General features: G+C 42.2%; 29 protein-coding genes and 1 riboswitch. Of the genes, 10 read left to right on the forward strand and 19 right to left on the reverse strand.

What is annotated here, in order from left to right; translation table 11 throughout:
- Window positions 1-157: 157 nt before the first annotated feature.
- Entirely contained in the window at window positions 158-1,519 is a 1,362-nt protein-coding gene (locus OKX00_RS17410; protein ID WP_265408212.1) for an amino acid permease, read from the reverse strand.
- Window positions 1,520-1,794: 275 nt separating this feature from the next.
- On the opposite strand from OKX00_RS17410, the gene OKX00_RS17415 reads away from it, so the two are divergent.
- The gene (locus OKX00_RS17415) at window positions 1,795-3,408 is read left to right on the forward strand and encodes a S53 family peptidase (RefSeq protein WP_265408213.1); all 1,614 of its coding nucleotides are present in this window, start codon (window positions 1,795-1,797) and stop codon (window positions 3,406-3,408) included.
- Between the two features lie 62 nt (window positions 3,409-3,470).
- Window positions 3,471-3,782 (forward strand): hypothetical protein, encoded by a 312-nt coding sequence (locus OKX00_RS17420; protein WP_265408214.1) that lies wholly within the window; start codon window positions 3,471-3,473, stop codon window positions 3,780-3,782.
- A 38-nt stretch (window positions 3,783-3,820) separates the two neighbouring features.
- On the opposite strand, the gene OKX00_RS17425 is transcribed toward OKX00_RS17420, so the two are convergent.
- On the reverse strand, window positions 3,821-3,982 hold the full coding sequence (locus tag OKX00_RS17425) for a hypothetical protein (protein ID WP_265408215.1): 162 nt from the start codon (window positions 3,980-3,982) through the stop codon (window positions 3,821-3,823).
- A 181-nt stretch (window positions 3,983-4,163) separates the two neighbouring features.
- Window positions 4,164-4,748 (reverse strand): class I SAM-dependent methyltransferase, encoded by a 585-nt coding sequence (locus tag OKX00_RS17430; RefSeq protein ID WP_265408216.1) that lies wholly within the window; start codon window positions 4,746-4,748, stop codon window positions 4,164-4,166.
- Window positions 4,749-4,854: 106 nt separating this feature from the next.
- Between OKX00_RS17430 and OKX00_RS17435 the strand changes: the two genes are divergently transcribed.
- Entirely contained in the window at window positions 4,855-5,676 is an 822-nt protein-coding gene (locus tag OKX00_RS17435) for an MBL fold metallo-hydrolase (RefSeq protein WP_265408217.1), read from the forward strand.
- Window positions 5,677-5,864: 188 nt separating this feature from the next.
- Here OKX00_RS17435 and OKX00_RS17440 read toward each other — a convergent pair whose 3' ends face one another.
- The 5 genes from OKX00_RS17440 to OKX00_RS17460 form a co-directional block, all read right to left on the reverse strand.
- Window positions 5,865-6,500, reverse strand: coding sequence for an FMN-dependent NADH-azoreductase (locus tag OKX00_RS17440; protein WP_265408218.1), 636 nt, complete (start codon window positions 6,498-6,500; stop codon window positions 5,865-5,867).
- A gap of 80 nt (window positions 6,501-6,580) precedes the next feature.
- Complete coding sequence (locus tag OKX00_RS17445) at window positions 6,581-7,555, reverse strand: ring-cleaving dioxygenase (protein ID WP_265408219.1); 975 nt, start codon at window positions 7,553-7,555, stop codon at window positions 6,581-6,583.
- Between the two features lie 119 nt (window positions 7,556-7,674).
- A complete protein-coding gene (locus OKX00_RS17450; RefSeq protein ID WP_265408220.1) occupies window positions 7,675-8,529 on the reverse strand; it encodes an STAS domain-containing protein in 855 nt (284 codons plus the stop codon).
- A gap of 46 nt (window positions 8,530-8,575) precedes the next feature.
- Entirely contained in the window at window positions 8,576-9,058 is a 483-nt protein-coding gene (locus tag OKX00_RS17455) for a hypothetical protein (RefSeq protein ID WP_265408221.1), read from the reverse strand.
- Window positions 9,059-9,186: 128 nt separating this feature from the next.
- Window positions 9,187-9,420: a hypothetical protein gene (locus OKX00_RS17460; RefSeq protein WP_265408222.1), complete on the reverse strand. Its 234-nt coding sequence runs from the start codon at window positions 9,418-9,420 to the stop codon at window positions 9,187-9,189.
- Window positions 9,421-9,767: 347 nt separating this feature from the next.
- Between OKX00_RS17460 and OKX00_RS17465 the strand changes: the two genes are divergently transcribed.
- Together OKX00_RS17465 and OKX00_RS17470 are read left to right on the forward strand one after the other, a co-directional pair.
- Window positions 9,768-11,411, forward strand: a complete 1,644-nt coding sequence (locus tag OKX00_RS17465) for a M4 family metallopeptidase (RefSeq protein ID WP_265408223.1) — start codon at window positions 9,768-9,770, stop codon at window positions 11,409-11,411.
- A 126-nt stretch (window positions 11,412-11,537) separates the two neighbouring features.
- The gene (locus tag OKX00_RS17470) at window positions 11,538-12,173 is read left to right on the forward strand and encodes a flavodoxin family protein (protein ID WP_322114327.1); all 636 of its coding nucleotides are present in this window, start codon (window positions 11,538-11,540) and stop codon (window positions 12,171-12,173) included.
- 50 nt (window positions 12,174-12,223) lie between these two features.
- Here the strand turns inward: OKX00_RS17470 and OKX00_RS17475 are convergent, their stop codons facing one another.
- Window positions 12,224-12,655, reverse strand: coding sequence for a MerR family transcriptional regulator (locus tag OKX00_RS17475; RefSeq protein WP_265408224.1), 432 nt, complete (start codon window positions 12,653-12,655; stop codon window positions 12,224-12,226).
- Window positions 12,656-12,848: 193 nt separating this feature from the next.
- Between OKX00_RS17475 and OKX00_RS17480 the strand changes: the two genes are divergently transcribed.
- Both OKX00_RS17480 and OKX00_RS17485 read left to right on the forward strand, forming a co-directional pair.
- Window positions 12,849-14,039: an MFS transporter gene (locus OKX00_RS17480; protein ID WP_265408225.1), complete on the forward strand. Its 1,191-nt coding sequence runs from the start codon at window positions 12,849-12,851 to the stop codon at window positions 14,037-14,039.
- Between the two features lie 20 nt (window positions 14,040-14,059).
- Complete coding sequence (locus OKX00_RS17485) at window positions 14,060-14,479, forward strand: universal stress protein (RefSeq protein ID WP_256227275.1); 420 nt, start codon at window positions 14,060-14,062, stop codon at window positions 14,477-14,479.
- Between the two features lie 86 nt (window positions 14,480-14,565).
- Here OKX00_RS17485 and OKX00_RS17490 read toward each other — a convergent pair whose 3' ends face one another.
- The gene (locus tag OKX00_RS17490; protein WP_091007106.1) at window positions 14,566-14,766 is read right to left on the reverse strand and encodes a hypothetical protein; all 201 of its coding nucleotides are present in this window, start codon (window positions 14,764-14,766) and stop codon (window positions 14,566-14,568) included.
- Window positions 14,767-14,936: 170 nt separating this feature from the next.
- On the opposite strand from OKX00_RS17490, the gene OKX00_RS17495 reads away from it, so the two are divergent.
- Window positions 14,937-16,970, forward strand: coding sequence for a YhgE/Pip domain-containing protein (locus OKX00_RS17495; RefSeq protein ID WP_265408226.1), 2,034 nt, complete (start codon window positions 14,937-14,939; stop codon window positions 16,968-16,970).
- Between the two features lie 5 nt (window positions 16,971-16,975).
- On the opposite strand, the gene OKX00_RS17500 is transcribed toward OKX00_RS17495, so the two are convergent.
- The 5 genes from OKX00_RS17500 to OKX00_RS17520 form a co-directional block, all read right to left on the reverse strand.
- Window positions 16,976-17,155, reverse strand: coding sequence for a Fur-regulated basic protein FbpA (locus OKX00_RS17500; RefSeq protein ID WP_091007109.1), 180 nt, complete (start codon window positions 17,153-17,155; stop codon window positions 16,976-16,978).
- Window positions 17,156-17,564: 409 nt separating this feature from the next.
- Window positions 17,565-17,670: riboswitch (SAM riboswitch) on the reverse strand.
- A gap of 72 nt (window positions 17,671-17,742) precedes the next feature.
- Window positions 17,743-18,951, reverse strand: a complete 1,209-nt coding sequence (locus OKX00_RS17505; protein ID WP_265408227.1) for a threonine synthase — start codon at window positions 18,949-18,951, stop codon at window positions 17,743-17,745.
- 188 nt (window positions 18,952-19,139) lie between these two features.
- Window positions 19,140-19,628: a DinB family protein gene (locus tag OKX00_RS17510; RefSeq protein ID WP_265408228.1), complete on the reverse strand. Its 489-nt coding sequence runs from the start codon at window positions 19,626-19,628 to the stop codon at window positions 19,140-19,142.
- Window positions 19,629-19,714: 86 nt separating this feature from the next.
- Window positions 19,715-20,356, reverse strand: a complete 642-nt coding sequence (locus OKX00_RS17515; protein WP_265408229.1) for a pyridoxamine 5'-phosphate oxidase family protein — start codon at window positions 20,354-20,356, stop codon at window positions 19,715-19,717.
- A 156-nt stretch (window positions 20,357-20,512) separates the two neighbouring features.
- Window positions 20,513-20,662 carry a hypothetical protein gene (locus OKX00_RS17520; RefSeq protein WP_156316246.1) on the reverse strand — a complete coding sequence of 50 codons (150 nt, stop codon included), beginning with the start codon at window positions 20,660-20,662 and terminating at the stop codon, window positions 20,513-20,515.
- A 227-nt stretch (window positions 20,663-20,889) separates the two neighbouring features.
- Here OKX00_RS17520 and OKX00_RS17525 point away from each other — a divergent pair, with 227 nt between their 5' ends.
- A complete protein-coding gene (locus tag OKX00_RS17525) occupies window positions 20,890-21,831 on the forward strand; it encodes a M15 family metallopeptidase (protein WP_265408230.1) in 942 nt (313 codons plus the stop codon).
- 120 nt (window positions 21,832-21,951) lie between these two features.
- On the forward strand, window positions 21,952-22,263 hold the full coding sequence (locus OKX00_RS17530) for a winged helix-turn-helix transcriptional regulator (protein ID WP_062235998.1): 312 nt from the start codon (window positions 21,952-21,954) through the stop codon (window positions 22,261-22,263).
- Window positions 22,264-22,310: 47 nt separating this feature from the next.
- Here the strand turns inward: OKX00_RS17530 and OKX00_RS17535 are convergent, their stop codons facing one another.
- From OKX00_RS17535 to OKX00_RS17550, 4 genes are all read right to left on the reverse strand, one after another.
- Window positions 22,311-22,934, reverse strand: a complete 624-nt coding sequence (locus OKX00_RS17535) for a nitroreductase family protein (protein ID WP_265408231.1) — start codon at window positions 22,932-22,934, stop codon at window positions 22,311-22,313.
- A gap of 176 nt (window positions 22,935-23,110) precedes the next feature.
- Window positions 23,111-24,724 carry an APC family permease gene (locus OKX00_RS17540; protein ID WP_265408232.1) on the reverse strand — a complete coding sequence of 538 codons (1,614 nt, stop codon included), beginning with the start codon at window positions 24,722-24,724 and terminating at the stop codon, window positions 23,111-23,113.
- 341 nt (window positions 24,725-25,065) lie between these two features.
- Entirely contained in the window at window positions 25,066-25,329 is a 264-nt protein-coding gene (locus tag OKX00_RS17545) for an NAD(P)H-hydrate dehydratase (RefSeq protein WP_416054254.1), read from the reverse strand.
- Complete coding sequence (locus OKX00_RS17550; RefSeq protein WP_265408234.1) at window positions 25,313-26,503, reverse strand: NAD(P)H-hydrate epimerase; 1,191 nt, start codon at window positions 26,501-26,503, stop codon at window positions 25,313-25,315. The genes OKX00_RS17545 and OKX00_RS17550 overlap by 17 nt, the downstream gene beginning before the upstream one ends.
- Window positions 26,504-26,818: the final 315 nt, after the last annotated feature.

Consider the following 26,818-nt stretch of genomic DNA (forward strand, 5'->3'; position numbering starts at 1 on the left):
GCTTCTAGACAAACTGCCTCAACGAATTGTCTTCTAATAAAATGACGTCAAAAATAAGAATAAGTTCATTTTACTCTTAAAATTTTTAATACGTTTATTTTACCTATAATTTTCATAAATAAAAAAGCTCTCTCCACGTTTCCTTGGAAACAGCCTTTCAATCGCCTTTAGCTTCAGCCTTTTTCCAAACTTTCCCCATGAATACGGCCGCTGCACCAATGATTGCCGCAAGAAGAAGGCTCACATAAAAACCTGGACGGATGGTCTTCTCAGCCATCGTGCCGCTGATGCTCGCTAAAAGAAGAACGATTCCTAACATGGAGAATACTTTACCCCACACCTTTTGTTTCAGAACCTTTAAGGATGAAACAATAATGAACAGCCAGTTATAAAGAAGCAATATCCCTGCAGCTGTTGTAATGTATTCATAAATCTTTCCCGGCAGAAGTAAAGCCGTAATGATGGAAGCCAGCAGACCGGCAGCACCGATCCCCAGTGAGGCCAAGGGGAGGTCCTTCAGCTTTTTCACTTTTTTGCTAAAAACGCCAGGTGCATCTCCATCCTCAGACATCGTACATAAAAGGTTTGTTACTCCAAACAGTGAAGCGGTCATCGTGGAAAATCCCGCAATGATAATGGCACCGTTAAACACATGGGGAAAAAACGGAAGATGATAATCACTCAAAGCGGTAACAAAAGGACTTTCTTTATCATCAAAGGCATGCTGAAACACCATTGTAACGGCTAGGCCCATGGAAAGCACATAAATACCCGTAAGCAGAATCATCATCGCTTTTCCTGCTTTAGGGCCATCCTCTTTCTTCTTCAGCTGCATGGCCATTAAACCGATGACTTCAATACCTCCAAACGCATAGAACGCATAGATGAGTGAGGACCAAAACCCACGAAAGCCATCATGAAAAAGCACCTGTGAATTGTCCGGCAGGCCCGGTTTCTTCACTTCGCCGTCAATCCAGCCGGCCATTGCTGCTGCCGCTATAATAATGAACATTAAGATAGCCGCCACCTTTACAATCGCGAGAATATCCTCAATTTTGTCGAATCCTTTTGTTCCGGTCAAAACAACAGCGATCGCCAATACGGCATAACCTGCAGCAAACACCCATAGCGGAACATTGTGAAACCAAAAACGAGACAGGATGGAAAGTGCCGTCAGCTGGCTCCCCATCACAAGAATATTGGAAATCCAATAGTTCCAGCCACAGCTGAACCCAGCCCAGCGTCCAAACGCTTTTTTAGCATACGCACAAAAAGATCCTTTCTGCGGATCTTCGGCCGTCATTTGGGCGAGAACATTAAAAACAATATATGTACCGATTGCTGCCAGGATAAAAGAGATAACGATCGAAGGTCCGGTCATCTTAATGCCTATGGAAGATCCTAAGAAATAACCCGTTCCGATCGTGCAGCCCACTCCCATTAAAGAGAGCTGCCACCATTTTAAGTCCCCGCTCTTGCTGTCTCGGCCGGCCGAAGAACTGCAGCTTTTTTTACTCATCACATCACCCCTGATCTTTTTCTATTGTTTGTAGGATCGGGGGGAATCTATACTGAAATGCAGCAAAAAACCGCGTATTCTTGGTTTTGAAATCAAGCACTATCATCTTTTATAAAGTTCGAGTGAAATTTAGTAATTTCAGATTCGTCAATGAATCCCTTCTATTATTAACACTAGAAATGTGTAAAATTTTTTAAATGTTCAGTTTTTGATAGCGGTTAAAGTGAATGATGAAGTAAAATAATTTGTAAGGCAAGAAAGGAGATGTTGAATAAATGGATAATCATATTCGTATTCAAGGCAGTGAACGTAAACCGCTCCCCAATGCTAGAAAACTTGGCCCAGCCGACCCAAATGACACGCTATCTGTGACGTTATTTGTACGTCGCTCCTCTATTCAATCTGCTTTAAAGACGATCGTAAAAGAAATGGAAGTTCGTCATCCAAATGAACGTAATTATCTTAATCATGAAGAATTTTCAAATACCCACAGTGCCTATCAAGAAGACATAAAGAAAATAGAGGAATTTGCCGATCGTTATGGACTTGAAGTCAGCGAGGTAAACGCTGCTGCAGGTACAATCGTGTTATCAGGAACGATCACCACAGTGAATAAAGCCTTTAAAGTTGAGCTTTGCACTTATGAGCATCCCGAATTTACTTATCGGGGACGCACAGGTTATGTTCACATACCCGAAAACCTCAAAGATATTGTACAAGCTGTTTTGGGGTTAGATAACCGGCCACAAACAAAGCCACATTTTCGAATCCGTAGAGAAAATATAGAAACCGCCAAACAGAGGAAAACGGTAAGTTCCTTTACACCGCCACAAGTAGCCAAGCTTTATAATTTTCCTACAGATATCAATTGCAAAGACCAATGCATCGGTATTATTGAATTAGGTGGCGGGTATCGAAATGCAGACCTAAAGGAATATTTTACTCGTCTTGGCGTACCTGTTCCTCACATTACGGACGTATCCATTAAAGGAGCTAAAAATAAACCAACAGGTAGTCCTGATGGGCCTGATGGTGAAGTTGTGCTAGATATTGAGGTAGCAGCTGCAGTTGCTCCTGGCGTAAAAATTGCGATGTATTTCGCTCCGAATACAGATGCAGGATTCTTAAAAGCCATTACAACAGCCATTCACGATACCAATAATAAACCTTCCGTCATTTCGATTAGTTGGGGAGCTTCCGAAAGTGAATGGACGAATCAGGCCATAGAGGCCATGAATCAAGTCTTCCATGATGCAGCGGCACTTGGAGTGACGATATGCTGTGCTTCAGGGGATAATGGTTCTTCTGACGGGGTAAATGACGGACTTGCCCATGTAGACTTTCCAGCTTCGAGCCCTTATGTCCTTGCTTGCGGGGGCACACGTCTAGACGGGGCTGGCCAGACCATTCAGAAGGAAGTGGTCTGGAATGAAGGAGAACATGGGGCGACCGGAGGAGGAGTCAGTGATGTTTTTGATCTGCCAGATTGGCAGGCAAATGCTCGAGTTCCTGCATCTGTAAACCCAGGAGGAAGAGTGGGACGCGGGGTTCCCGATGTAGCGGGTAATGCGGATCCTGCAACTGGATATGAAGTTCAAGCAGACGGACAACAATTTGTTGTGGGAGGAACAAGCGCAGTCGCTCCACTTTGGGCAGGTTTAATTGTGATGATTAACCAAAAATTGGAACATCCTTTAGGCTTTGCGAATCCTTTTCTCTATCCATTGCCTGTCCAAGATCAACCCCTTCATGATATTACAGAGGGGAACAATATAGGATATGAATCCCATGCAGGATGGGATGCCTGTACAGGTCTTGGGAGTCCTGATGGAACGAAATTGCTGAATGTACTGGCCTCCTTATCGAACACGGGAATCTCATCGGAATAATTACCAAAAGTGATGAAAAGGGGCTGTCCAAGAAGTCTGTAAGCTGTGGTTTCCGTTCCAGGGTGCTCGCTTTTACCGGCGTGAACGCCTACTTTTTGGCGCTAGCGCCTGCGGGAGTCTCACCTGTCACGCTAGTCCCGCAGGACAGGGAAGGCCCCGGCAGCTTTTTATCTCACGAAGAAAATGTGAAGTTCATTTTCGAGGAGTCTCTCACCTTCCACTTCAATCAACTTTTCATTGAAGATTTTCAAGCCAAAAAGGAGCTGCTGAAGGTCAATTTTCGACTTTCAGGACAGCCCCTTTTGTGTTTGATTAGAACCGTTACCAAACTCGTATCTAAACAATATTTATGCCACGAAAGGCAAGCAGAATAAATCATCAGCAAATTCAAAGCTCTGTTATCCTTAATAATTTAATGGACGGTATAAAGCTGTAGCTTATCAATTTCATCCCCTGGTATTTCCACACCCCTATTTCTTACGGTAATTTGAATACTTGATTCATCTGAGGACAATCCAATATAAATTTCCTTTGGTTCAAACGAATACTTCACACGGTGACTTAACTTTTCCACAATGTCAGTCTCATTGACGAGATATTACATTAAGAAGTACCAAGCAAAACCTGCTGATGTCTGTCATTCCAATTTCAATAGCTTCCTCAAAATCCGTGATGCTTAGTTCTTTCAAGATGTCCTAACAGTCAGATTGTTTATGCGGTATAAATTTGAAACTTTTCAGCTGACTTTTTCATCATCAACAATAAGGACTTTCCCTTTTCTCTGATTCTTTGCTGCAGCTGAAAACATAGGCCGGCGGTACATTCCTTAGCTCTTTCTTTACGTTAATGTCAGAGAAGTACTCTTCAATCATTTTCCTTTTCCATTTTGTATATTGAAACGTAATAAATTTGCCGTCCTGATGGAGCGCGGCTTTTGCATTATTTAAAATGGAATCTGACATTTCCTTTGGCAGACTGGCAAATGGCAGACCTGAAACAATGGCGTCTGCATAAGGAATGTTGCACATCTTCATATAAAGATGCAGGTTTTCCGCAGAACCATTAACAACATGGAACTTTTTTGCATCTTTGTATTTATATGCTAATCGTTTATAAAATTCTCTATTATACTCTATAATCAAGATTGTAGTTTTCTCATTTCGTTTTTCAAGCAATTTGTCAGTGAAGACTCCTGTCCCCGGTCCCAGTTCTATAATGTAGGAGGCAGAGTTAAAATCGATTTCTCCTACCATTTTTGCAGCAAGATATTTGGAACTCGGGAGAATGGCTCCGACCGTTCTTGGCTTAACGATGTATTGAGAAACAAAGGATAAGGACACTGTAACACACTCCGTTGGTTTGAATTTATAGTTCTATCATAAGATTCAAACCTTAAGAATCGTGTGCAGAAATTATTAAGATTTATTAAGATTAGGAGTTGATGATGTGGAATTATTTATTTGCAGCACATGCGGTGTTCAGTACCAGCAATCTGAGCAGCCCCCTTCAGAGTGCATCATTTGCAATGAAGAGAGGCAGTATGTTAATCCGGCTGGCCAAAAATGGACAACACTCAAAGAAATGAGAGCTGACGATTTTTACAACACCATCAAGGAAGATGAGCCAAACCTGTACAGTATACATACCCAGCCAGACTTTGCCATCTCACAGACGGCTTACCTTGTTCAAGGCGAAGGTTTCAATCTTTTATGGGATTGCATTACCTACCTGGACAACGCTTCGATTGAAGCGGTTAAACAGCTTGGTGGTATCGATGCGATTGCCCTTTCCCATCCCCATTATTATTCAAGCCAGGTGGCGTGGGCAGAAACGTTCAACGTACCGATCTACATACATGAAGACGATAAAGAATGGGTCACCCGCACAAGCAGCCATATTCATTTTTGGTCAGGTGAGAAGCTTGAACTTAGCAAGGGATTGACGCTGCACCATCTGGGCGGCCACTTTAAGGGAGGAGCAGTCCTTCACTGGGCCGATGGCAGCCAAAGTAAGGGTGTCTTTTTAACAGGGGACGTCATACAGGTGGCGGCTGACCGCAGCTGGGTCAGTTTTATGTACAGCTACCCTAACCTTATCCCACTGCCTGCTTCCGTTGTTAGCCGTATAGCCGATAATGTTAAGGATTTAAAATTTAATCGCTTGTACAATGCTTTTCACAGAGTCGTACAAGAAAATGCATCACAAGCTGTTCAAAGATCCGCAGAACGATATATTAAAGCTATACAAGGAGAGCTCTTCACTACTTAAAAGAAAGTGGGGGTGATTGAATCGCCAGTTCACCCTTATTAATGGAGAAAAAGACTTGAGGGTCTCTTTTAAGCATCAGTATGCGAGGCCCATTATGAAAAAAATCTACAATATGCTTTAACAAAGCTAAAAGAAAAAGGAAAGCTTTTTACTTGCATAAAAGGCTTTCCTTTTCGTTTTTTATTCATTTAGAAATTCAGGGCTTTTTCCTTTGCTCTCGCAATGGCATTTTGTTTAATTTCTTCCGCCCGATCAGGAAATTGATTGTGCCCTTCGACAAATAAACCTTCAAAAGAAGGAACACCAAAGAAATTCATGATTACGCCAATATAACGGTGCCCCATCTCCAATTCCATGGCTGGGCCTTCCGAATAAATCCCTCCGCGCGCCTGGATATGCAGTGCTTTCTTGTCAGTAAGCAAACCGACCGGACCCTGCTCTGTATACTTAAATGTCTTACCTGCTGTACAGATGGAGTCAATATAAGCCTTCATAACCGGTGGAAACAAAAAATTCCAAAGCGGCGTCACAAAAACATATTTGTCCGCAGCAACAAATTGCTCGGTCAGTTCGGATAGCCGCCGAACCTTGGATTGCTCATTCTCAGACAGCTGATCAAACGTTGAACCGGTTCTTAGCTTTCCCCACCCGCTGAATACATCAGCATCAATCTGAGGAATATTCTCTTTGTATAGATCCAAGTGGATGACTTCATCACTTGGATTTGCATCTCTATAGGATTCAATAAATGCCTTTCCTGCAGTCATGCTGTAGGATTGTGTTTCATCATGAGGGTGGGCAGTGATATAAAGTATAGTTGCCATAGGTTATCCCTTCCTTTGCAGTTTGATTTTCTTAGTTAATATGATGCAAAGGAGGGAATCCCATACCCACAACATGAAGTTTAGGACAATTTGGTATCAAGCGGTTTCAGTTTGGCTTCAATCTCTTGGCGCTTCGGTTCGAGGAAAGGAGGCAATGCCAATGATTCACCAAGATGTTCAAGGTCCTCATCCGTAGCAAAGCCTGGACCATCCGTCGCTAATTCAAATAAAATCCCATTAAGCTCTCTGAAATATAACGACTTAAAATAGTACCGGTCTACAAAATCTGAATTTGGAATTCGGGCGCCCTGTATTTTATTGATCCATTGTCTGAGTTCCTCTTCATCATTCACACGGAACGCCACATGATGAACTCCTCCTCTTCCCAGCCGTTCAGGAGGCAAGTCCTTTCGCTCTTCAATATGAAGTTCTGCACCCGTACCGCCCTCTCCCGTTTCGTACACGAGAATGTCCGGCTGACCAGGTACTTGAGAGGCATAAGCTCCTTTTTTTCTGAATCCTAAAATTTCAGTTATGACTTCCTCGGTTAATTCTCTTGTACGAACCGTCAGCATGACCGGCCCAAGACCGATAATTCCGAAGTCCTTTGGAACAGCGCTTTTTTTCCATGGCACACCGCCCGCTACGCCACTATTCGTTTCGTCTGAAACAAGACGCAGGCGCTGTCCTTCTTCATCTTTAAAAGCTAATGACTGCCGGCGGAACCGTTCCGACAATTCCTCATGTTCGACCTTCTTCTCTTCGAACCGTGTTTTCCAGTATTGCAGCGCTTCATTGTTCTTTACGCGAAGGGATATTTCTGAAATGCTATTAGCGCCATCATGATTCCTTCCTGCTCTGGGGATTTCGAAAAACGTTAATTCAGTTCCTGCATTTCCTTTTTCATCGCCATAGAACAGATGATACACAGAGGTGTCATCCTGATTGACGGTTTTCTTGATCAGCCGCATTCCAAGGACTTTCGTATAAAACTCATAGTTTTTCCCCGCTAATGCCGTGATGGCTGAGACGTGGTGTATTCCTTTTAGTTCCATAATGCCTCCTATTAATACATTTTTCGTTACTCTTCCTTTTATTTAGTATCATACCCTTTTATCCCTCAAACTCAAATAAAAAAGGCAGCATTACAATGAGTAATGCTGCCTGGCAAATATCAGTTGCTATTTCCTTTTTGCTTGTTATTGAAGTCCATCGCCTGAGCCAATGTAGAAGTGATGGAAACCCTGTCAAAGGATAGGCCGAGCTGAACTGCAGTTGCAGCGATTTCTGGACGAATGCCTGAAAGGGTAGTCTTCACCCCGACAAGATCAAGTGCATCAATAAGCTGGAAGATCTCATGAGCTACCATAGTATCAATCATCACAACACCCGATAAATCAATAAAGAGATGGCCAATTCCTTTTTGGACACATTGATTCAGTGTATTCTCCAGAATAAACTTCGCTCGGGCCGTGTCAATATCGCCAACAAGCGGCAGTAAAGCGGTATCGTTATTTAATGAGATGACAGGTGAACTCAATTCATTCAGTAATTCTTGCTGTGCTTTCAGCCGATTGGTGGAATATTTATGGGTCTCCTCAATGAATTGAAGCATGACATTGTCAAAAATCTTGATCATCACCCGATTCCATTCTTCGATCTGCAACTGTTCGATGTCTTCTGGATGAATCGATACGAACTCGCTGATATAATCAAGATACTGCTGCCGTACCCTCATGAATTCTTTTATGATGTAATGAATGGGTGTTTTTAAATGTTCATTGTCTTTTGCAATTTTAATAATCCACTCATCAAAATCTTTAAAAAAGGTTTCTTCGTCTTTTTCAAGCACTTCACATAAATGAATATGAAATTCATAATTTTGTTCTTTCAGCGTCTTTATAACTGCGGGATCATTGGAACTGTATACTCCAGCTGTGCCTGACTTATCAAGCGAATCATACCATTCCTCGGTCAAATTTCTGGCTCTATTCAGAAGAAATTGATGCAATTCTTGATTTATGTCCATCTCTATAAACTCCTCAATTAAGATTAAGTATCATGAAAATGGCTGGCTATATTTTTTGAAAGCCTTCTTCAACTAAATAGTCATGTGCTTCTTTATAGGATTCAAAAGCAGCTTCTAAATTTAAGCCCGCATATATATTCCATAGTTCATCTTCATGAACGAGCAGGAGCTTTTCGTGGTCTACTCCTCCAATCCAATTTTCTTTTTCCGGTTCTGAAGGATAAGACTCCTCATCTGAATTACCCTTTTCTTCTAATAAATAGTCCATTGATTTCTGTACGAGGTTAATCAGCTCATCAGCCGAATAATCCCGGATGTTGACCATGCCTTTTTCATTCTTCTTGCCTCTAGGCAGATGGCCAGCATATACAAATCCGTTCCCGTTCGGATGCAGATGCTGTATAACAATTTTTTTGTCGCGATTGCTCTCCTCGAGATGGTAATTTATGCGCCCAAGGGAAATATCTTTCCTTGTTAATTGAGGGAAGTTTTCTTCAATAATATTTATTTTTTCTGAAAATGTAAGCATTGTCAGCCTCTTTCTTTTCTACTAATTTTCCTGTGATTATATCATATCTGCTAGTACAAAAGTAGATATACCCTCAACAATACGAGTGTCAGGGCAAAAGAAAAAACACCGTAATCACGGTGTTTATTTTATTTATGTCTGTTTAACTGTGAGGTGATAGCGTCCATCGCTGCGTCGATATTAGCGTATGACTCAATCTCGGGGTTATCGGAATATTGGATTTTAAAAACATGGTCGGATTTACTGTAGCTTATTGAGATTAATGGTATACTATTTTGACTTAGCGTATGGGTTACATCTGATTCGATGTATTGTTTCGTTTTTAGATCGAGCAGCATGTCCTGAATTTTTGATTGATTCATGGTCATCAATCCCCTTTCCATTATAAGAGGGAGCTCAAAATAGCTATATTGCCCAAATGATTTTTTATTATTTCTATATAGAATAACATATTTCAGGTTTAATTCATACCCTGAATGGGAATTGTAATTGTTTTGCAATATCCATCACTATCACTTTTTATTAATAGACACAAAAAACACACAAAATTATACTCCTTTTTCTCATTCTTTACACTTGGGAAAACAGGTGTAAACTTTAATCTGAATTTCACAGTAAACCACCCTGTTTTTCCCAATACCGAAGTACTGCCCCTGTGCTATGATAAATCCAAGGGCGCCCCCTACACAGAATTTTAGGAGGGTATTTTATGAAAAAAGGTTTGATTGCAGTACTATCGGCTGGTTTACTATTCAGTTCAGCCTATCAGGCAGCAGCAGCTAATGAGCCTGGAACAAAAGCTCAAAAGCTGGTTCTTCATGAGAATGACAAAACTGTTACCTCTCAGGTTCAAGTTACTCGAACAAAAGAAAATTCTGTTCCATCCTTTATTTCAGGCAAACTTTCCAAAGGTACATACCTTTCCAAGAAAGAAATCCTTGCCTTTCTAGACAGCAATAAACAACTCTTTCCGTTTGAAGCATCAAAGCATCTCACTCTAGTAAAACAAGAAAAAGATGATTTAGGTATGACACACTATGTGTTTAACCAGTCGATCAACGGTGTTCCAATTGATGGAGCAACGTTCATCGTTCATACGGACAAGCAAGGAAAAATTACTGCAATCAATGGAGACGTCCATTCCAACCTTCCTAAAAATTTTAAAGCTACTAAAAAGCTGACAAAGGCGAACGCCATAAAAGCTGCTTGGAAGCATATAGGTGAACAGCCAAAAAAAGAAAACCTCAAGCCGCTTGCCTTTAAAGGTGCAAAGATAAGTGATACGGTCGAAAAGTCCAAACTTGTCATGTTTAAAGACGGAGATAAATTCAAACTTGCCTACCGTGTTGCCCTTCAATTCATCGATCCTTATCCTGCAAACTGGCAAGTCTACGTTGATGCAGCCAATGGAGATGTCCTTAAGAGCTTTAACGCTGTAAATAACGATGGACCGACCACCGGTTCTGGATACGGTGTCCTCGGTGACAGCAAAACGTTAAACACCTATCTATCTGCTGGCTATTATTACTTATTTGACACCACGAAACCGATGAATGGTGTCATCGAAACCTACACGGCTCAAAATGGGTCAAGCCTTCCAGGAGCGTATTCTGTGGATTCCAACAACGCTTGGACTTCATCTTCACAAGGTGCAGATGTTGATGCGAACTACTATGCCGGCAAAGTTTATGATTATTATTTAAATACTCATGGACGCAACAGCTTTGATAATGCAGGTGCATCCATTAGTTCTACCGTTCATTACAGCTATAAATACAACAACGCATTCTGGAATGGATCACAGATGGTATACGGTGATGGCGATGGCGTTCAGTTCCGTCCATTGTCCGGTGCACTTGATGTTGTTGCCCATGAATTAACGCATGCGGTAACAGAACGAACGGCAGGACTCAATTATTCCTATCAATCAGGAGCATTAAATGAATCCATGTCAGACGTGTTCGGATATTTCCTTGATCCAAACGACTGGCTGATGGGTGAAGATGTATATACTCCTGGAACAGCTGGAGATGGCCTCCGCAGCCTCTCAAATCCAAAGCTCTATGGTCAGCCTGACAATATGAGCGGATATGTTAACACTTCAAGTGATAATGGCGGAGTGCATACGAACAGCGGTATCCCTAACAAAGCTGCTTATAACACGATCACTGCGATCGGAAAAGCTAAAGCAGAGAAAATTTACTACAGAGCACTGACTCGCTATATGACGCCGACTACTAACTTCAGCGGAGCACGTGCTGCACTATTAAGCGCTACTGCTGATCTGTATGGCAGCACAAGCGCTGAATACACAGCAGTAAAAACAGCGTGGACAAATGTTGGAGTGAACTAATAAAACAATAAGAGCCCGCCGGTTTCCTAGATCCTGGGAAGCCGGCGGGCTTTTTTATGTTTTCAGTTTGAATAGAAGGGTACATTGAATCAAAAAGAATCTAACAGAAGGAGAGTAGAATCAATAATGTCCATAAAAGCACTCGTTATTAACTGTACCTTAAACAAGAGCAACCAAACATCAAATACAAGAGCACTCATTGATGAATCGGTTAAAATTTTTGATGAAAAAGAAATTGAAACAGAAATCGTTACCCTTGCAGACTATAACATTGAATACGGAGTAACAGGAGATGCCATCAGCGACAATGATGAATGGCCGATTATTTTCGAAAAAGTAAAGGAAGCCGATATTTTAATTATTGGTTCTCCGATCTGGCTAGGACAGCAGAGCAGCCTTACAACAGTTTTAATTGAAAGGCTATATGGGGCAAGCAGCCAAACGAACGATAAAGGGCAATATCTCTTCTATAACAAAGTCGGCGGTGTCGTTGTAACAGGAAACGAAGACGGCGCCAAGCATGTCAGCCGTTCAGTGATCTACGCTTTATCTCATATCGGATTTACAGTCCCTCCGAATGTAGATACGTATTGGGTCGGAGAAGCTGGCCCTGGTCCTTCTTATATCGAGTCCAAAGGCTATGAAAACGAATTTACGATGCAGCATTCCAAGATCATGGCGCATAACTTGATTCATTTTGCGAAATTGCTCAAGGAGCACCCTATTCCTGCAGAAGGAAACGTCTTTGAACAAACCAATTAACGTATAAAAAAAGCAGGCTGGACGGGTGTTACCCTTTCCCGCCTGCTTTTTTATTTTTCCTGTTCAAACCGAATCAGCGCAGCTTTTGCCCTGTCACGAAGAGAGACCAAGTCTCCCTCCACCTTGAGAATATTTTTCTTTTTTTGTTCTAACAGTTTTAATTGCTCTTCCACTGTAATTAATACTTTCTCAAGCTTTTCTTTTTGCTGGCTCGTCCCTTTAAACTGTCTGTAATCATGTTTTTGAAGTTCTAAGGTGTCACTGAGTGTAATGAATTCCTGCAGCTCCGAAAGCGAAAAGCCCATCACTTCTTTTGCATTTGTGATCTTCTTTAAGAACTCCACATGCTCCTCTGAATATAGTCTTATTCCCCCCTCACTCCTCGGAGGTGAAGCTAGCAGGCCGATCTGTTCATAATAACGGATCGTCCGTTTTGTTAACCCGCTCTGCTTAGCCACATCATCTATTTTTAACCCATTCATTTTTCTTGCTCCTTTGCCATTAAAGTTCAAATATACGAAAAATCGCTCTATATAAAAAATACCACAAAAGCATATTAAAAAGGAAATGTTTACGTTGACGTTAAGGTTAATATATTTTATAATTCTTGAGTACACAATGCTATTACGTGATTTATTTTAACTTATATTAAAATAGAAAAAGGGGTTTTTAGTTATGAAACAAGAAGCATTGAGTATCCAGGAACAGCCAAGCAAACAGCCTCTGGTCATATGGGTTATCTTCTTTGCCACCATTATTTCTTTTATGGGATTGGGTCTCGTGGATCCTATTTTGCCTGCCATCGCTCATCAGCTTAACGCTACTCCGAGCCAGGTCTCATTATTATTTTCCAGCTACAATTTGATTACCGGTATCGCTATGCTGATTACAGGCGTGGTTTCCAGCCGGGTTGGTATCAAGTGGACGTTATTGTCAGGAATATTATTGATTATCGTTTTTTCTGCCTTAGCCGGCTCCTCTAATGAAATTTCCCAAATCGTTGGTTTTCGCGGCGGTTGGGGGTTAGGAAACTCGTTATTCATCGCAACTGCTTTATCCGCCATTGTTGGTTTATCCATCGGAGGTACTGCAAAAGCCATTATTTTATATGAAGCAGCCATCGGATTGGGGATTTCCGTTGGGCCATTACTTGGTGGGGAGCTGGGATCGATTTCTTGGCGCGGACCTTTTTACGGCGTCAGCGTACTGATGGTGATCGCATTCTTTGCCTTATTGTTAAAAATGCCGCATGTACCTAAACCAAAAATTAAAAGTTCTGTACTCGACCCGATTAAAGCATTGAAATATCCAGGACTTCTTAGACTGGGTCTAACCGCATTTCTTTATAACATTGGATTCTTTACTCTAATGGCCTATTCACCATTTGTTATGAATTTAGACGAACATGGCCTCGGCTATGTGTTCCTCGGATGGGGCTTATGCTTAGCCATAACTTCTGTATTCGTTGCACCAAAAATTCAGGCAAGATTCGGTACAGTAAAATCCATGTGTGTAATGCTGATCTTATTCGCATTGACACTGCTGGCTATGGGAATCTGGACAGAATCAAGCACGGTGGTCATCGTAGCCGTTATCGTTGCCGGTCTTTTCCTTGGGACAAACAATACATTGATCACAACAGCTGTTATGCAGGTAGCACCGGTTGAGCGGGCAACCGCCTCGGCTGCCTACAGTTTTGTACGTTTCATCGGTGGTGCGATCGGACCATGGCTTGCCAATAAACTGGCTGAAACCTATTCACCACATGTGCCATTTGTAACGGGCGCGATTTTTGTTCTATTCGCCATGCTGGTTGTTGCGTTTGGCCGTAAACATCTTGCTCATGTGGATTCAATTTCTCATTAAAGGAAAGGAAGGTCTCTACAATGTACAATAAAATTCTGATTGCCTTTGATGGTTCAGCTCCTTCTGCCCGCGCTCTTCAGCACGGAGTGGAACTGGCTCATAAGATGAATACTGAAATGGTTACAATTCTGCATGTAAATAAAAACCTTCCTTTGCAGGAACCGCTTCTTAACTTTGATCTGGATGAGATAATGGAAGAAGAGGACAAAGAACTATTGCAGCCTGCCATTCAGTATCTCTCTGAATCAGGAATTCCCTATGAAACGCATGCCTATAACGGGGAGCCTTCTCAGATCATCACTTCGTATGCAAAAAAACACGAGTACGATGTCATTGTCATGGGGAGCACAGGTAAGGGGTTTATAAAAGAAGCCTTATTGGGAAGTGTCAGCCATCAGGTAGCTCATGCAGCAGAATGTCCGGTGATTATCGTTAAATAATAAAAAAATCGGTTCCCTTCAGATAGGGTACCGATTTTTTTGTGGGATCCGGAATGCTCCAGATCCAGCTCATTTTATATTTCGGTTTAAGCTGTCCAGCCAGGCTGATACAAATACTTTACGTTCCCCCCACCGCCCGGGACGATGAATCCGCGGAATGCTTTCTTATCCTCTTGCTTTACAAGAACCTCACGAAAGACAAAAAACTCTTCTTTAATAACGACGTATTCACTAAGATTCCCGCTGCGCAGATCAGAAAGAATTTCATTGGCCATTTGTTCGTTCAATCTGAATTCCTCCATTAAATAAGATTCCTTTATTAGTACACCATAACCTGGCCGGCTGTGTCCAATTCTTTTCAACACCTGATAAGGGGCTTTACATAAACTTCCGTTTGAAACAAAGACTATGCAGAACTGCTATCTTCATTAAATTGCTTTGAAAAGGATTTGTGACGATGAAAAATATGTTCCGCGTTTATATCTTGGATTGGAAAGACATTTTGACAATTCCCTCTGCAGCTCTGCTGATCTTTGGGTTAATTGTACTGCCATCTGTTTATGCCTGGGTGAATATTAAGGCCATGTGGGATCCCTATGAAAACACATCAGGCATAAAGGTTGCCATCACGAATGAAGATACAGGAGCCCTGTTGCAGGATGAGCACATTAATATCGGACGTCAAGTCGTAAGAAATTTAAAGAACAATCATAAGCTAGGATGGACCTTTGTGGATAAAGACACCGCTCATGATGGAGTGGTGAAAGGGAAGTATTATGCCAGTCTCTTCATTCCACGTGATTTTTCACAAAAGATTTCAAGCATCGCGAGTGAAAATCCTGAAAAACCTGAAATCGTATATACAGTAAACGAAAAAATCAATGCTGTATCACCTAAGATCACCCAGTCAGGAGTTTCCACTGTTATCAACCAGGTTAGCGACAATTTCACGAAGAGTGTAGGAAACGCCATCTTTAAAAAATTTAACGAAGCTGGCATGACGTTAGAAAAAGAAATGCCAACAATACTCAGCTTTGAACAGAAGATATTTTCTCTGGAAAAAGAGTTTTCTCAAATCAATCAGATGGGAGACCGTATCATCTCGCTTGATCAAAAAATGAATGAGTTAAAAAAAAGAGCGGGTATGATCCAAGAGTTTCAAAAAAGCGTGCCCGACATCGATAAGCTGGGGGCTGTTATCCTTAAAACGGAAGAAAGTCTGCCTAAAATCAAAGTGGTGTTCGACCAGTTGGCTCCTCTTCAGGATAATCTGTTAAAACTTCAAACTGCAGATGACACGGCAGGGAATCTTGAACGCTCACTGACTGACCTGGAGACAGCCGCAGATAAAGCGATCTCAAAAGGAAACGCAGCACAAAAAACTAACCCGGATATCTCATACCAGCCTGATGAATTAGAAGCGATCAAAGAAGAATTGCATCAGCTTAAAAATACCGTCCAGCAGAACAAAGAAATCCTTTCTGGCCGTGCAGACTCATACACCGAACCTCTGCAGAAGCTTTCTTTATTTGCTCAACAGGACTGGCCCGCACAAGAACAGAAAATCCAACAGGCAGCAGATTTTATGAGGAACGATTTGCCGGGTGTCAAACAAGATATTCAAAAAGCAGGGATATTGATGGATACCCAGCTTCCCCAAATAGAACAAGCAATCCACAGGGCCGCTATATTTGCAGAAAAAGACTTGCCCGCCATGGAGAAATCCATCACACGTACGGCAGACAAAATCAGGGATTTTGAACGCAACAATAATTTGAGAGATATCATTAAAGCGTTAAAGAACGATGCTCAAAAGGAAAGTGATTTTCTGGCCGCTCCTATCACGTTGAAAGAGAATAAAATTTTTCCGATTCCTAATTATGGCTCAGCCATGACTCCCTTCTACACCTTACTTGCGCTTTGGGTGGGAGGAATGCTGCTCATCTCTTCTCTTAAAGTAGGTGAAGTTCCAAGTAAAGGAGAGATTTCACCGCTTTCTTTTTATTTTGGGAGGCTGATGACTTTTGCAACGATCGGCATGCTGCAGGGGCTTGTCGTATCTCTTGGTGACCTGTTCATTATCCATTCCTACATTGTGGACAAAACATGGTTTGTTTTATTTGCCATGTTCCTGAGCATCGTCTTTGTCATACTAACGTATACGCTCGTTTCCATCTTTGGAAATGTGGGTAAAGGCCTGGCGGTTATTTTTCTCGTTCTGCAGTTTTCAAGTTCAGGCGGAACATTTCCTGTGGCAATGACCTCTTCCTTCTTTCAAAAGCTTAATCCGTATATGCCGTTTACGTATGGAGTCAGTTTACTGCGAGAAGCAGCCGGGGGAATGATTAGAGAAGTTGTACTGTCTGACTTGTATCATCTGCTGCTTTTCCCCGCTGTTTTTCTTATTGCTGCCCTGTTTTTAAGAAAACCGTTGCAGCGAATACAGAATAGAAGGGGAGCAGGCGCGAAAAAAGCAAGAATACTTCAATGAGTGGTTTATTTAGCCTGCGGAAGGCTGTTCTTGCCGCCTACCGCCTTTGCATACTCCTCTTCAAGATCAGAGAGTGCCAGCTGAAATAAATGAAGCTCATCTTTTTTATAAATGCCCATATTGATGAGTTTATTGATCAGCTGATTTCGTTTGCTTTCCACAGCTCTTCTTAGTTGATTTTCCAAAACAATCCCTCCTTTTTACAAGGCTTTTTTAAAGCACATTGTTGATTTTCTTTCCTATTGTGCATCGCATACTGATGCTTGAAAGAGACCCTCAAGTCCTTTTTATACAGTAAGGTGTGTGTGATAGCTGGCGATGATATGAGCCTGCTGATTTGTGAAACAAATGAAACGCCCGAAAAGCAGAAGGCGGTTCAATCACACCCCACAAATAAACAACTACGTTTACTAATAAAGCTTTTAACAAAAAAATAACCGCCGTCATTTTCATGATGAAGCGCCTTTGGTTGACCAATCAGCAATCCTTATATTTCACAGTGAATTAGTTGGTTTTTCGCATAAATAAAAACCTCTTCTTGCGGAAGCAAAATACGCACAAGAAGAGGTTGAATCGCCATCATAAGTCATACTCTTCTTATCATTCAAGCGTTTTGCTTGTGGAATTGGCACAGTGCTCATAATTGAGTCCGCTGCCGAGGCTTCAAAGGGCCAGATCCCTCCACCTCTCTAAATAAGAAATATAAGATAAATGTATTCTATTGGATTCAATTATAGGGATTTCCATCTTATTGTCAAGACAATAACTCATTTTATTTTCGAATGATTTCTCCAGGCTCTAAAACGGGAGGATCTACAGAAAACGAATCAGGGTATTTAATCCCCTGCCCAGTATTTAGGCATATCACCTTTTCCTCTGCTTTGATCCAGCCATTTTCCCTCAATCGTTTTGAGGCGGCAAACACAGCCGCTCCTTCCGGACAAATAAAACTCCCTTCAAGCTCTGCAGTTTGGCGCTGAGTAAAGCTAATTTCATCTTCTGAAACGGCAACGGCGCATCCATCCGTTTCATAAAGTGCTTCAAGGACAAGGAAATCTCCGATCGCTTTTGGAACATTGATACCAAAAGCAGCTGTCTCAGAATTTTCCCAGAACTCCGATTCACTCTTGTGTTCTTCCCATGCTTTTACGATCGGTGCACATCCTTCAGCCTGGACAGCGACTAAACGCGGCAGTCTGCTTCCTTTAAATAAGCCCAGTTCCCTGAATTCTTTCAATGCTTTATATATGCCAATCAGCCCCACTCCTCCGCCTGTTGGATACACAATAACATCAGGCGGCTCGCTTCCGCATTGTTCTAAAATTTCATACCCCATCGTTTTCTTGCCTTCAATCCGGTAAGGTTCTTTTAATGTGGAAGCATCATAGAAACCTTCTTCCTTCACAAGGGACGCGACAATTTTTCCGGCATCACTGATCAGGCCGTTCACAAGAAAGAGCTCTGCACCTGAAATCGCCACTTCTTTTCTCGTAATGACTGGGGCATCCACCGGCATAACGATGTACGGCTTTATGCCGGCCCTTGCACAATAGAGTGACCAGGCGGCTCCTGCGTTGCCATTGGTCGGCATGGCAAGCCGGGTAATACCGAGCTCTCTGGCTTTTGAAACGCCGACTGCCGCTCCCCTGGCCTTAAAAGACCCGGTAGGTACCATGCCCTCATCTTTCATGAGCAGATTTGCAATTCCAAGCTTCTCACCGAGAGCAGGCATGGATAATAAAGGAGTCATCCCCTCTCCCAGTGATACCACATGATCTGGGTCTATAACAGGAAGAAGTTTGTGGTACCTCCAAAGATCATTCCTCTTCTTATTAATAATTTCATTCTCATTTTTCAGTTCCTCTAAATCATAGTTTACGAGAAGGGGGGAACCGCACTGGCACAATTGATTAGGTTCGTGATGAGCATAGATGCTGCCGCACTTTGGACATTCAAGATGGCTGACATAGCTGAAAGACATAACATACCTCCAATATTCCCTCACCAGAAAAGGACAGCAAAAAGGCACCGCTGTGCATAAGGAATAACATGCATAGCGGTGCCTTCAGTTTTCTGATCAGCAATTTATTCTATTGTGTAAAATTTTAATGCAGGTATTCTGATAAGTCAACTAAGGTATAACTTCCCGTTGATGTCTAGCTTAATTGTCTAAGAAAGAACCTTTTCCTTAATTTCTTCAATTTGAGCCAGATGTCTCTTTTCATGATACCCCACGAAAGGAATCCATTGTTTTAATGGCATCGGGCCAAACACCGGGTGAGGGTAGGATTTCTGTTCCAAAGCCTCTTGATCATTGCTGTTTGCTACCTTATTCAGCTCATTTCGTGATTCTTCCAATTTTTCTTTTATTTTTTCCAGGGTCAGATACCGTTTCGTGGGAACAGCAAAAACAGGAGCATCTACTTTTCTGCTGCGGTCCACCGTCATTTCAATCGGTTTCGGTTCTGCAGATACCGTTATTTTACTTTTTAAACGGTTTGATATGATGATGGCGATCGATTTTTCCATGAGATATAGATGATGCAGCGTCTGCATGATCGACCATCTGCCCTTCTCTTCCGGTTCGTTTAACTGATCATCGCTTAGACCGCTTACCGTTTTTAACAGCTGCCTTCTGATTTCTTCATTCTGGTTCATATCTATAGCCTCCCATTTGACGGATCCGTTTCAGGATGCCAATCAACCACTTCTAAGAGGAACAACGGTTACGAAAACAGCCTTTTTTAATAAAGCCGGTGTCTGTATCCTTCTTGCAAACCCTCTTCTACCTGCTCAGTACTCATATTGGGAATATTCATATGTGCTGCCAACATTTTAGCCGCAGATGGCAGCGATTCTTTCGGCTCCCATGATTCAGGACACCAAAGCCCGGAGCGGATAAACGCTTTGGCACAATGCAAGTAGCATTCCTCAGCCTTCACTACGATTCCAAACAAGGGTAGTTTGCCATTGACAGTACTTAATTCTAGAAGCTCTTTGTCACGGCAGATAAAGGCTTTTCCGTTCACTCTTAGCGTTTCCCCCAGGCCCGGAATCATAAATAACAAACCCGTGCCCGGGTTTGTTAAGATATTTTGTGCAGAATCCATTCTTTTGTTGCCAAGACGTTCAGGGATAAATAGGTGATGTTCGTCTAGCACGGTAACGAATCCGGGGATATCTCCCCTTGGTGAAACATCGCATCTGCCTTCCGAATCACATGTAGCCAGCGTCAAAAAAGGGGACATTCCGATAAATTCCCGGCAATGCTGGTCAAGATATGAGATTACTTTGTTCTCAGCCCGTATACTGGGTGTTCCACAAAGAGAACGCAATTTCTCAAATTCTTCTTCAGTGTCTATAATCTCTTGCCATTTCATGCTCATTATATCGCCTCCAAACACATTCATGGAATATAGTTCCATGAATGTGTTTAATTAGAGAACCAGAACTTAAAGGATGAAAACAAAATAAATAGCCTGAACTCCATCCATATGAGTCCAGGCTTTTTAGTTCAACATCAGCACAATCTCCTAGTAAAATCAGTTTGGATTCAAAAACGTTAATTCATACTCTGGTTTTCGATCTTCGTCTGGTTTTTTAGATGTTCCTGCTGCCAGCAATAGCGGCTGCTTCAGAACGGACTGGGTCATTGGCTTCGAAATAGGCTGTGCAACTTGATTCATATCCATTGTCCATCCCTCCTTACCAGTTTTCTAAATCTATTCCCGGCACTTACAAGCCTGAAACCTATTTATCTATTTTTTTAATATTTTATTTTATGAATGTTTAACGTATTGGTTCATTGTACTATGATATGTTCATATAATATTCAGTTTCATCCTTTGTTTCACAGGGAAACTTCAGTTATAATTAGAAGTCGGAATCAACAACGCAATTTTGAAAGGAAGTTTTACATATGAAGAAAAGGTTAGTTTCAGGAGTTGCACTTGCATTAAGTCTGGCTCTTTTTGCCGGCTGTTCCAATGATGATCAAACCCAAAAAGAAAATACGTCTCATAAAACGGAAAAACATGAACATGAGGCACATAAAAAGAATGAACCGACAAAAAAAAACGATTATAAAAACACACCTTCTGATGAAAACAAAAAGAACGGCGAAAACAAGAACAATAATGGCAATGTAAGCCAGGATCCTGAACCGAAAAAAGATCAGGATAAGAAAAAAAATGAACCGGGCGAGCCTTCGCAGGGTCAGAATAAAAAGCCAAAACCGCCAGCTCAAAAGGACGACAGTGTCTCTGTTGTAGCCCATCCAGAAAGTATTCCGGTTCTAGTAAACAAACGTTCTAAACTGCCTGAAAACTACAAGCCGGCAGACCTTGTTTATCCTGATGTACCGTTTATTTTCAGTGAAAAGTCCGAGAAACGCATGATGCGCAAGGCTGCTGCTGATGCGCTTGAAACCATGTTTGCTGCCGCGGAAAAAGAAGGTATCCACTTGACTGGAGTATCAGCATACCGTTCGCATGCTACACAAACAACGCTGTTCAATAATTATGCAAAACGCGATGGCTATGAAAAAGCAAGAACATACAGCGCACTTCCTGGAACAAGTGAACATGAAACAGGATTGGCGATTGATGTAGCTGGAGACGGCGGAAAGTGTCCTGCCCAAGATTGTTTTGGCGGCACACAAGAATCAAAATGGCTTGCTAAACATGTTTCAGAGTTCGGCTTTATTATTCGCTATCCCGAAGGAAAGGACTCCATTACCGGGTATAAGTACGAGCCTTGGCACATCCGTTTTGTAGGAAAATCTGTTGCACAAAAGATCATGGGCAAAGGAGAAACACTGGAAGAATACTTTAATGCCGTGCCCGTCTCTAATGGAAAATAAACAAAAAAAGTACCTAGCCGCCTGGCTGGTACTTTTTTGTTTATCAACACTTACTAAAAGTAATTATATTAATAAAAATCATCTTATGTTATACTAAAATTAGCGAGGTGAAGGTACACAATGAACACGTCCAAACTTTGTCCCAGGTTCGAAAAAGCAATGAATCTCTTGAGCCAGCGATGGACGGGCATGATTATTTATCTGCTTCTATCCGGCCCTCACCGTTTTTGTGCCATTGAATCAGCCATCGGAGTGAGCGGCAGGATTCTTTCTGAGAGATTAAAGGACCTTGAACAGCATGGTTTAGTAAAACGGGTGGTTATTCCAGAGACCCCTGTACGCATAGAGTATTCCCTTACTGAAAAAGGATTGGCGATCCAGCCGATCATGAGAGAAGTGGAAAATTGGTCTCAGAACTGGCTTGAAGCCTAAAAAAAGCAGCTCTCACATGTGAGAGCTGCTTTTTTACTTTATATAAATTAAAATTTGTTCCATACAATCGCTTCTTGGATCGGGAATCGGGCAGTCTGATGAGCTGTTTTAGCTGCTTTTCCTACAGATATCAGCATAACGGGAAGATACCTTTCCGGAATGCCAAACGCTTTTACGAGTTCATCGGCATTGAATCCACCCATTGCACACGTATCAAGTCCTTTTGCTTTTGCTGTAAGCATAAGCTGCATGGATGCGAGTGAGGCATTGCGGATGGCCTCATCACGAGCCATTTCCGGACGGGTTGCATAAGCATCTTTAATCTGGCTAACAAGTGCTGTTTTAATTTCCTCTGTCATAAATCCGCCATCAACAGCATCCTGATAAACTCTGTCAGCATTTTGGTCAGCTTCTAAATCACCAAGAATGGCAACAACAGCTGATGCTTGCACTACTTGTTCCTGATTATAAGCAATCGGAAGAAGCTGCTCTTTTGCTTGCTGATCATGGAACACAAGAAACTTCCAGTGCTGAAGGTTCCAAGAAGATGGTGCTTTAGCTGCGTCCTCAAGGAGTTCTGTAATTTCTTCTGCTGCCAGTTCTGCAGAAGGATCATATTTTCTTACTGAGTGACGTTCATTGATAACATCTGTGAAATCTCTGGTTGACATAAGATAACCTCCATTTAATTCCATATATTGCATTGCCTAAAATTAAATTTTGCACAAAATAGAGAAACAATAAGTAATATACTTCTTTTTCTCAAGAGTGTCAACTTCCATAACCTATATGATAAAAAGCCTCCCCCGGTTTGGGAGAGACTCTTTATTTATAGTTGATTTGTATATTACGTTGAAACAGGATTTCCCTTTATGCTTTCTTCTTGTTCTTTAAGATCCTCATCATCATTATCAATAATGGCTTTTGGCAGCCCGGAATGTTTGGCCCAGAAATAAATCAACAGAGAGCCGATAGCAATGATTATGAGATCCAATGGATTACTCAACACGCCTAGCCCGCCTCCAAAGGAACCGATATACGAAATGATGAGCATCATCACATAGTAGGCCACTAGCCACCATGATGATTTCAATTGCTGTGCAAGACTGACATCCTTCTTCGGTACATACTTGGAAAAGATCAGGTAGATGACGAACATCAGAAGCTGTGAACCGATTAACCATGAAATCGTCTTCCAGCCGGACCAATATACGATATAGGTCGCGAAAATAAAGGAGAGAGGAGCAATAATACTCATCCCCTTAAGAGTAAATGGCTTGTGAAGATCCTTCGCGTTTAAGCGGAATGCTGCCGAAGAAATCGGAGCGATCGCATAGGAAAGGATCAAGGCAACTGAACACACATTTACGAGCGCGTTCCAAGATGGAAACGGCAGTGTCCAGAACACGGACAGCACGAAGGACAGCCATAATGACGGCCGAGGGATTCCTGTTTTTTCATGTACTCTTGAGAATACTTTAAACAGTGTTCCTGTACGGCTCCATGCGTACACTAAACGGGATGTTGTGTTCATAAAGATATTTCCATTTCCTCCGGGTGAAATGACGGCATCAAGCACAACGATGGTCGCAAGCCATCCTAGTCCCAGCGCGACAGCTATATCTTTAAACGGCAGGGCGAATTCTTGCTGTATCTTTTGCCAGCCTCCACCAAGCACATCTGTAGGAATGGCACCGATAAACAGAACTTGCAGAAGAGTATAAATCACTGCGGCGAGAACGATACACACAATGAGAGCGATTGGAATGTTCCGCTGAGGATTTTTTACTTCACCTGCAACAGATACGATCGGATGCAGCCCTAGATAGGCAAACATAACACCGCCTGTGGATATTGCGGCCTGGACACCTTGGAAACCAAATGGAGCGAATCCTTCAACCGAAAAGTTTCCGGATTTAAAATGGAAGGCTAACACGGTGATAATGGTGAGCGGGACAAAATATTTAAAGATCGAAATGATAATGTTCGATTTTGTAAATGTTTTAACACTCCAGTAGTTCAACAGGAAAAACACACAAAGCAAACCGAACTGTACCAGCCAGCCTGTGATCGTCGGTGAGTCAGACCCTGCTTTCGTAAGCCCTGGAAACCAGTAAGCAATATACTGTCTGACAGCTGTTACTTCTATTGAAATCAAACTTGTGTAAGCAACGATAGTAATAAAGGATATGAGATATCCTACCAGCGGTCCATGCGAATACACCGGATACCTTAAAATCCCCCCTGTACGCGGAAGGGCTGCACCCAGTTCAGCATAGACAAGTCCGATCAGCAGAACGATGACTCCTCCGATAATCCAGGAAATACTCCCGAGTGGTCCTGCTTTGGAAGCAACATTACTTACTGCAAACAGCCAAGCTGATCCAAAGATGGCTCCTAGTCCGATGAGTATAAGATCTAATAATGATATCGTTTTTTTAAATGGTCCTTGATCTGACATGAACTTCCTCCTTCAAAATTTCAAAATTCCTTAGTACTCTGCACTCCTCATTCTAATTATTTTTCGACGTATTTTGACAAATAATACATATAATTATCCGTATTTGCGGTTTATGAAACATATTTTTAATCTATATGCTTGCTAATCCACCTATCTGCTGCAAGCTTTTAGCTGTCAGAAGATAGTTCACCCCAAAAGCATTGCCAAAATTAAAAACCATCCCTTAAATCGCTGCCCATTAGTTTCTTTCGTGCCTTTTCTTCATAAGTTGAACGTCTGACTTTTTTATTTGTAATAAACTTTTATCTATGTTAAGTTGGAAACTTTGTCTAATTACGGATTTAATACTCAAAGGATTTCATGACCAGCGGAAGGTGTTCACTTACATCACTGGCGAGCAATCCTCGTTCAGCATTTGTCTGTTCCCATAAATCAGCACTTGCTCCATGAAAATAAACTGCATTGGCTACAGCCGGCTTTACGTCTTTTTCTGAGGAAACGAAAGCCAGAAGCATTCCGGTAAGCGTGTCACCTGTTCCCCCTTTAGCCAGTCCGGCGTTGCCTGTCGGATTGACAATGAGGCTGCCGTCAGGAAAGGCCAGCACCGTATATCTTCCTTTCAAAATAACGATTGCGTTCTGTTCCTGTGCATAGGCAAGAGCATACTGAAATCTGTTTTTTTTGTATGTCACTGGCTGGTACGCCTGTCATTCTGCTGAATTCACCCGGATGCGGGGTTAGGATCACTAAACCTTTCCGCTTCGGGTATGTTCTTTTTTTTAGTGCTCCTGCATCGATGACCAGATGCAGATCCGTGTTCATTAAGTGCTGTAATGCCATCTCGGTTTTTTCAGCATCTGCCAGCCCTGGTCCGATCGCGCAGGCCTTTATCCCTTTTGGTACATCACCCTCTCCCACAGCCTCCAGTCCGTCATGCTTGTACATCGCTTCTGGCAGCTGCCCCGCCAGAATCCCTGAGACAAAACGGCTCGTTCCTATAGTCAGTTTTCCAATGCCGCTTTTTAATGCGCCTTTTCCAGCCAGCAGCGCACTTCCTGGCATCTCATCAGATCCTGCAAGAAGAAGGCCCGTTCCAAACGTTCCTTTATGAGCACCGGCAAACCTCTTATGAAACGTTGACCGCACATTTTCTTCTGTCCAAACTTGCCAATTGGATTCCTGAGGCAAACCGATCGATAACACTCTGGTAACACCAAAGAAATCTGTACTTCCTTCTAAAAACGCAGAGGGTTTAAAGCCATGGAGGCAAAAAGTAAATTCTGCTTGAAAGGCTTCATCTGTTTCGCCATGATCTGCAGAAACACCTGTAGGGAGATCCACCGCTATTTTCAGTGCTTGCTGCGAATTTGCCCATCTGACCTCTTGGGCAATCTTCCCTCTTAAGGGAGGAGAAGTACCGACACCGAGCAGGGCGTCAATGATCACATCATATTTCCCTTCCCTTTCGGAGACCTTCAGGCCGCAAGCCGTATAATAAGTAAAATGTTTGAACGCTGTTTCCGTGCCTGGTTTTCCATCTGGAAGGGCGAGCTCACAATGGAATCCGTTCTGCTGAAGGTATCTTGAGAGCACGATGCCGTCTCCACCGTTATTGCCTTTACCCGCCATGACGAGGATACGGCTTTCTCTGGTTACCAGATCCGAGACGGCTTCATACAGAGCTTTTCCGGCATTCTCCATCAAGGTATACACATCCATGCCGCTATTTTGTGCTGTTTGATCGATTTTTTTAATTTCATCTCCTGTAAAGATATACATAGAATAGAGCCTCCTCAACGCCTAAAAATATCGTTTCCATAGTATCCTACCCTTTTCTGTGAGTTGATGAACACTGTGTTTATCTGAAATCAGGCCATAAAGTTATCTGACTTTTCCGGAAGTTTCAATTATTTTGAGTTGCGCTCAATTATTGCAGATTCGGCTCACTTATTCTGAGTTACTCTCAATTCCGCTCAAACAAGCAAGACTTTTCTCTCAAGATCACAACAAAAAAGACCTTCTCATCTGAAAAGGCCTTCGTTTTATTCTGTTGTACTCTCATTTTGAGGGGTTATGCTCTGTATTTGAGCACTG

The organism is Fictibacillus sp. KU28468 (assembly GCF_026153615.1).
Classification (GTDB): Bacteria; Bacillota; Bacilli; order Bacillales; family Fictibacillaceae; genus Fictibacillus_C; species Fictibacillus_C marinisediminis.

Coding starts and splice junctions, on each gene's coding strand:
- OKX00_RS17410 (WP_265408212.1), bottom strand. CDS start 1,519: ATGAGTAAAAAAAGCTGCAGTTCTTCGGCCGGCCGAGACAGCAAGAGC.
- OKX00_RS17415 (WP_265408213.1), top strand. CDS start 1,795: ATGGATAATCATATTCGTATTCAAGGCAGTGAACGTAAACCGCTCCCC.
- OKX00_RS17440 (WP_265408218.1), bottom strand. CDS start 6,500: ATGGCAACTATACTTTATATCACTGCCCACCCTCATGATGAAACACAA.
- OKX00_RS17445 (WP_265408219.1), bottom strand. CDS start 7,555: ATGGAACTAAAAGGAATACACCACGTCTCAGCCATCACGGCATTAGCG.
- OKX00_RS17450 (WP_265408220.1), bottom strand. CDS start 8,529: ATGGACATAAATCAAGAATTGCATCAATTTCTTCTGAATAGAGCCAGA.
- OKX00_RS17455 (WP_265408221.1), bottom strand. CDS start 9,058: ATGCTTACATTTTCAGAAAAAATAAATATTATTGAAGAAAACTTCCCT.
- OKX00_RS17460 (WP_265408222.1), bottom strand. CDS start 9,420: ATGAATCAATCAAAAATTCAGGACATGCTGCTCGATCTAAAAACGAAA.
- OKX00_RS17465 (WP_265408223.1), top strand. CDS start 9,768: ATGAAAAAAGGTTTGATTGCAGTACTATCGGCTGGTTTACTATTCAGT.
- OKX00_RS17470 (WP_322114327.1), top strand. CDS start 11,538: ATGTCCATAAAAGCACTCGTTATTAACTGTACCTTAAACAAGAGCAAC.
- OKX00_RS17475 (WP_265408224.1), bottom strand. CDS start 12,655: ATGAATGGGTTAAAAATAGATGATGTGGCTAAGCAGAGCGGGTTAACA.
- OKX00_RS17480 (WP_265408225.1), top strand. CDS start 12,849: ATGAAACAAGAAGCATTGAGTATCCAGGAACAGCCAAGCAAACAGCCT.
- OKX00_RS17485 (WP_256227275.1), top strand. CDS start 14,060: ATGTACAATAAAATTCTGATTGCCTTTGATGGTTCAGCTCCTTCTGCC.
- OKX00_RS17495 (WP_265408226.1), top strand. CDS start 14,937: ATGAAAAATATGTTCCGCGTTTATATCTTGGATTGGAAAGACATTTTG.
- OKX00_RS17505 (WP_265408227.1), bottom strand. CDS start 18,951: ATGTCTTTCAGCTATGTCAGCCATCTTGAATGTCCAAAGTGCGGCAGC.
- OKX00_RS17510 (WP_265408228.1), bottom strand. CDS start 19,628: ATGAACCAGAATGAAGAAATCAGAAGGCAGCTGTTAAAAACGGTAAGC.
- OKX00_RS17515 (WP_265408229.1), bottom strand. CDS start 20,356: ATGAGCATGAAATGGCAAGAGATTATAGACACTGAAGAAGAATTTGAG.
- OKX00_RS17520 (WP_156316246.1), bottom strand. CDS start 20,662: ATGGATATGAATCAAGTTGCACAGCCTATTTCGAAGCCAATGACCCAG.
- OKX00_RS17525 (WP_265408230.1), top strand. CDS start 20,890: ATGAAGAAAAGGTTAGTTTCAGGAGTTGCACTTGCATTAAGTCTGGCT.
- OKX00_RS17530 (WP_062235998.1), top strand. CDS start 21,952: ATGAACACGTCCAAACTTTGTCCCAGGTTCGAAAAAGCAATGAATCTC.
- OKX00_RS17535 (WP_265408231.1), bottom strand. CDS start 22,934: ATGTCAACCAGAGATTTCACAGATGTTATCAATGAACGTCACTCAGTA.
- OKX00_RS17540 (WP_265408232.1), bottom strand. CDS start 24,724: ATGTCAGATCAAGGACCATTTAAAAAAACGATATCATTATTAGATCTT.
- OKX00_RS17550 (WP_265408234.1), bottom strand. CDS start 26,503: ATGTATATCTTTACAGGAGATGAAATTAAAAAAATCGATCAAACAGCA.